The sequence below is a fragment of the Rhodococcus sp. CX genome, assembly GCF_015865005.1.
Classification (GTDB): domain Bacteria; phylum Actinomycetota; class Actinomycetes; order Mycobacteriales; family Mycobacteriaceae; genus Rhodococcus.
This window is the reverse complement of sequence record NZ_JADZGH010000208.1, coordinates 15370-20902: the sequence shown is the minus strand read 5'-3', so window position 1 is coordinate 20902 and position 5533 is coordinate 15370. Positions and strand designations below refer to the sequence as shown.

Below are 5533 nucleotides of genomic sequence, written 5' to 3'. Positions count from 1 at the left end.
GACCGATCGGTACTCCTCGGCCGAGGTGCTGGCACTCTACCGCGAGCACGACGGCACCCTGGCCGATCTCGTCCGCAGCCGCGCCGAGACCGATTCCGGGCGCGAGATGCTCGTGTGCGGTGAACGGTCCCTGTCCTGGGCGCAGGCCCTCGACGCGGCCGGCCGCCTCGCCGCCTACCTGCACGGGCGTGGTGTCGTGGCCGGCGACCGGGTGCTGGTCATGGGCCGCAACAGCGACTGGCACGTGCTCGCGTTGCTCGCCACCGCGGGGCTCGGTGCCGTGTTCGTCCCCGTCAACCCGGATTTCAAGGTGGAGGAGGCGGCCTACGTCCTGCGCCAGTCCGGTGCCCGGGCCGTTCTGTGCGACGAGGTCGCCGCAGCGACCGCCGAGGCGGCGCGCGCCGAGGTCGACGAGGACGTCTGGATCGAACGGCTCGGCGAGCACCTGCTCACCGCCGAGCCGATGGCGCTCGGCGGCGACCCGAAGGCGCCGTGCGCGATGATCTACACCTCCGGCACCACCGGTTTCCCCAAGGGCGTCCTGCACTCCCAGCAGAGCGTGATCGCCGCGGGGGAGAGCTTCGTCGAGCGGGTGCAGTTGCAGCCGCACGACCGGGTCCTGGCGATCCTTCCGCTCTTCCACGTCAACGGACTGCTCTACTCGGTGGCGGGTGCGCTCGCCGCGGGCGCGACGCTGCTGGTGGAGCCGAAGTTCTCGGCGTCGAACTTCTGGACGACGGTGACGCGCCTGCGCGCGACGCAGGTCAACATGATCGAGGCGATCAGCGCGATCCTGCTCAACCGTCCCGAGAGCGAGTATGTGCCCGAGCACGGTCTGCGCAAGATCTACGGGATCCGGCAGGCGAGCATGCAGGCCTTCCGTGACCGGTTCGGTGTGCCGCACCTGGTGGGCGGCTACGGCATGACGGAGATCCCCGGCATCCTCAGCACCCCCTACGACGGCGAGACTCCGAAGGGCAGCATGGGCCGGTTGTGCCGGCATCCCGATCCCGCGCGGCCGTGGGCACAATGCCGGATCGTCGACGACAACGGCACCGACGTCCCCGACGGAACGGTCGGCGAACTGTGGGTGAACACGCCCATCGTGATGCTCGGCTACTTCCGCGAACCCGAGCAGACCGCCGATTCCTTCGACGGCGACTGGTTCAAGACCGGCGACCTCGTCCGCCGCGACGAGGACGGATGGTTCTACTTCGTCGCCCGCAAGAAGGACATCATCCGCCGGCGCGGGGAGAACATCTCCGGCGCCGAACTCGACCGGGTCGTTGCCGAACATCCGGAGATCGTGCTCGCCGCGGCGGTCGGCGTGCCCTCCGAAATGGGCGACGACGACATCCTGCTCGTGGTGACCAGGCGAACGGATTCGCAACTGACAGAACAGGAAGTCGCCGACTTCTGCAGCACACGACTGGCCCGGATCAAACGACCGCGCTACGTCGTGTTCACCGACGACATGCCTCTCACACCCACCGGAAAGGTCGCGAAACACCGGTTGCGAGCGGACGCAACGCTCCGCGACCGCGCCTGCGAAGTCGACCTCGTAACCGCCGAACAGTAAAGCCCACACCGTCGTCGGTGACGACGCGCAGCCACCCATCGGACCGGTCGGCGTGATCGACGGTGGCCACAGAAAGGACCGAGCAATGACCGAGACCCTCGCACCCCGCACCACATCCTCCGTCTGGGACGACCCGATCGGCCGGATCCACGAATTCCTGGTCGGCGACTTCACGTCCTCGCCGTTGGTGCAACGCGCCCGCGACCTCGTTCCCACGCTGAAGGAGCGCGCGGCACGCCAGGCGCAGCAGGACCGCATCCTGCCCGAGACCATCGAGGACATGCAGCGGGCAGGGTTCTTCCAGATGCTGCAGCCGCGTTCCCACGGCGGATACGAACTGTCACCGATCGAATCGTTCGAGGTGACTTCGATTCTCGCGGAGGGTGATCCGTCCGTCGGCTGGGTCCTGGGCGTGATCGGCATCCACCATTTCCACCTCGGTTTCTTCGACGAGCGTGCCCAGGCGGACGTCTGGTCGACGGACCACACCACGCTGGTCAGTTCGCCGTACGCACCGCAGACCGCGAAGCGAGTGGACGGCGGTTACCTCCTGTCCGGCCGGTGGTCGTTCTCGTCGGGCAGCGACTACTGCGAATGGGCGCTGCTCGGTGCGAACGTCGAAGGTGAGCCGACCCCCGGTCCCGGACCGCTCGGCAGCCACGTGCTGCTGCTCCCGCGCACGGACTACGAGATCGTCCACAACTGGGACGTCTCGGGCCTGCGCGCTACGGGTAGCAACGACATCGTGGTCGAGAACGCCTTCGTCCCCGACCACCGCAGCCTGACCTGGAACGAGGTGCACGACGGAACGGCACCGGGGCTCGCGCTCAACGACGGGCTGCTGTTCAAGCTCCCGTTCTTCCAGGTCTTCTCCCGCGCCACCCAGGCTCCCACCGCGCTCGGCGCACTGAAGGGCATGGCCGACGCCCTGGCCGACTTCATCCGGAGCAAGGGACGCAAGGGTGTCGACCCCGCCGCTGCCCTCGCACTCGCCGAGGCGTACTCGTTCATCTCGGAGGCGAAGGGACGGCTGTACGCGAACTACGGTGCGGTGATCGCCGAAGCGACCGGCGGTGCCGCGGTTTCGCCCGAGCGGCTCGAGGAGTTCCGGTTCCAGTCGGCGTACATCCCCGCGCGCGCCGCCCGGTACGGCACCGAGCTGTACCGCGTCGCGGGTGGCACCGGTATCTACAACACCCGGCCGTTCGGGCGGTACCTCACCGACCTGATGGCCACGCAGACCCACGCCATCAACAACTTCCAGGCGCGGGCGATGGACTGGATGGGTCCGCTGCTGGACACCACGGGTTCGTTCGTCTCGAAGCCGGACGGCGTTGTGCCGAACGCGATTCGACGCAGCTGAGTCTTCCGGTGTAACCGAGTCGTCCGCTGACACTGCTCGGCCCGGGTACCGATACGGTGCCCGGGCCGATCTGCGTTTCGGCGGTCCGTCTATTCGCTCAGCCCGTCCAGGTTCTCGCGGAAGCGCCGCAGCATTTCGTTGAACTTCTTGATCTCCCGCGGTGTGAAGCCCGACAGCACCTGCTTCTGGCGAGCGAGCACATCCTCGAGCATGCGGTCGTGGAGCTCGTATCCCTCCGGCGTGAGATGCCACAGGCGGCTCCGCGGATTCGTGCCGTTCGCTATCGCCTCGGCCAGGCCGAGCTTCTCGAGCTTGCTCAACGCGCGGCTCACGGCACCCTTGTCGTAGCCGACCGCGGGGCTGGCCGCGGTCACCGGGACATCCGGTTCCTTGCACAGCATCACCAGCATTCGCCATTCCATCGCGCTGATGCCGAATTTGTTCTGGTAGTGCCGGGAGGCGCTCCGGTTGAAACTGTTGGCGGCCCACACCAGAAGGACCGTCGGATTGTTGTCGAGATTGAGCGACTTCGAGCCGGAGCCGTCGCTGCGATCGACGTCCTCGACAAAGAATTCATCGAGCGCGTCGGCCATGCGTTGCCCTTTCGGTTTCGGCTCGAACCGACGATCTCGGTGAACCGGACAGGAATCAGTTCTTGTTTCGTCAACAGTTTAAGGGCATTTCGGCGATTGCCAAGAGGCTGCAGCTGTTTGCCCACCCGAAGTTCCGGGGTGAGTGCCGGGTGAGTGAAGTCACGGGGCCGCACCGGTGACCTCGCCGCCGCGCACGGGACAATGGACACCCGTGACTCTCACCGACATCGCGCACCCACCCACCGGGTCCGGAACCGTCCGCAGCCGCGCCCTCGCGGTGTTCGCGCTGGCGCTGGGTGGCTTCGGAATCGGCACCACCGAATACGTCGCGATGGGACTGCTCCCCGAGATCGCCGCCGACCTCGGTATCACCGAGCCCACCGCCGGCCACACCATCTCCGCGTATGCGCTCGGCGTCGTCGTCGGCGCACCGCTGTTCGCGGTGCTCGCCGCCCGAGTGCCCCGTAAGACGCTGCTCGCCGCCCTGATGGCGGTCTTCACGCTCGGCAACGCCGCCTCGGTCGTGGCCTCGGGCTACGGGCTCCTCGTCGCGGCCCGTTTCCTCGCCGGCCTGCCGCACGGGGCCTACTTCGGGGTGGCCGCGCTGGTCGCCGCGCATCTCGCCGGTCCCCGGCGCCGCGCCCGGGCCGTCGCCCAGGTGATGCTGGGCCTGTCCGTCGCCAACGTCGTCGGTGTGCCCGCTGCGTCGTGGCTCGGGCAGGCCCTCGGCTGGCGGACGGCGTTCGGCCTCGTGGTCGTCATCGGCGCCGCGACCGTCGCGGCCATCACCGCCTGGATACCGAAGGTCTCGATGCCCGCCACCAACCCGATCACCGAACTCGGTGCGCTGCGGCGACGGCAGGTGTGGCTGACGTTGATCGTCGCGACCGTCGGTTTCGCCGGGTGCTTCGCCGTCTACACCTACCTGGCGACCACCCTCACCGACGTCACCGGCGTCGCCCGCTCGACGGTCCCGATCGGGCTGGCCGTGTACGGCGCGGGCATGGTTGCGGGCAGTCTCGCCGGCGGTCGCATCGCCGACCGTGCGCTGATTCCCGGCCTGATCGGCGGCATGCTCGTCTACGCCGCGCTGCTCGGCCTGTTCGTCGCCGGCGCTCACCATCCGGTCGCGGCGTTCGTGCTGCTGTTCCTCATCGGCGCGACCAACGCCTCACTGATCCCGGGGCTGCAGACCCGCCTCATGGACGTCGCCGCCGACGCCCAATCCCTCGCCGCGTCCCTGAACCACGCCGCGCTCAATGCCGCGAATGCGCTGGGCGCGTGGCTGGGTGGCCTCGTCATCGCCGCCGGGTTCGGCTATACGGCGCCCGCCGCGGTCGGAGCCGTACTCGCGCTCGCAGGGGTCGCGGTCCTCACATTCTCCGTCCGCCTCGACACCCTCCCACCGGACCGGATCCGTCGACTGCGTCGGATACGGTGACCGGCGTGCCTCGCATCATCACCACCGTCAACGTCAACGGCGTGCGCGCCGCGGCCACCAAGGGCCTGCTCGAATGGCTCGAGGGGTCGGCCGCGGACATCGTGTGCCTGCAGGAGGTCCGCGCGACCGAGAAGCAGTTCCACGCGGCGATCGCGCCCGCCCTCGCCGCCGGATGGCAGGTCGTCGGCGCCGAATCCTCCGCGAAGGGCCGGGCCGGTGTCGCGATCATGTCCCGGGTTCCCGCGGACGCCGTCCGCGTCGGCTTCGGCGACGAGAGCTTCGCCGACACCGGCCGCTACCTCGAGGCCGACTTCGGCGACCTGACGGTCGGGAGCCTCTACCTGCCGACCGGCGAAGCGGAAACCCCGAAGCAGGACGAGAAGGAGCGCTTCATGAAGTCGCTCGCCGCCTACCTGGGGGACCGCGCCGCCGAGGTCATCGAGGCGGACCGGCACATGCTCGTGTGCGGCGACTGGAACATCGCGCACACGGAACGGGACATCAAGAACTGGAAGGGCAACATCCGCAAGTCCGGGTTCCTGCCGCACGAACGCGAA

The 5533-nt window shown here is 68.6% G+C and carries 5 protein-coding genes; 4 read left to right on the top strand and 1 reads right to left on the bottom strand.

Translation table 11 applies throughout. From position 1 onward, the window contains the following. Both I0Q12_RS22830 and I0Q12_RS22825 read left to right on the top strand, forming a co-directional pair. A partial coding sequence (locus tag I0Q12_RS22830) for a class I adenylate-forming enzyme family protein (protein ID WP_197255005.1) occupies nucleotides 1-1579 on the top strand: 1579 nt, incomplete at its 5' end. An 85-nt stretch (nucleotides 1580-1664) separates the two neighbouring features. Next, nucleotides 1665-2942 (top strand): acyl-CoA dehydrogenase family protein, encoded by a 1278-nt coding sequence (locus tag I0Q12_RS22825; RefSeq protein WP_197255004.1) that lies wholly within the window; start codon nucleotides 1665-1667, stop codon nucleotides 2940-2942. 89 nt (nucleotides 2943-3031) lie between these two features. Here I0Q12_RS22825 and I0Q12_RS22820 read toward each other — a convergent pair whose 3' ends face one another. Further along, the gene (locus tag I0Q12_RS22820; protein WP_197255002.1) at nucleotides 3032-3535 is read right to left on the bottom strand and encodes a MarR family winged helix-turn-helix transcriptional regulator; all 504 of its coding nucleotides are present in this window, start codon (nucleotides 3533-3535) and stop codon (nucleotides 3032-3034) included. A 211-nt stretch (nucleotides 3536-3746) separates the two neighbouring features. On the opposite strand from I0Q12_RS22820, the gene I0Q12_RS22815 reads away from it, so the two are divergent. Together I0Q12_RS22815 and I0Q12_RS33605 are read left to right on the top strand one after the other, a co-directional pair. Beyond that, a complete protein-coding gene (locus I0Q12_RS22815; protein WP_374068767.1) occupies nucleotides 3747-4976 on the top strand; it encodes an MFS transporter in 1230 nt (409 codons plus the stop codon). Nucleotides 4977-4981: 5 nt separating this feature from the next. Then, a partial coding sequence (locus tag I0Q12_RS33605; protein WP_307846442.1) for an exodeoxyribonuclease III occupies nucleotides 4982-5533 on the top strand: 552 nt, incomplete at its 3' end.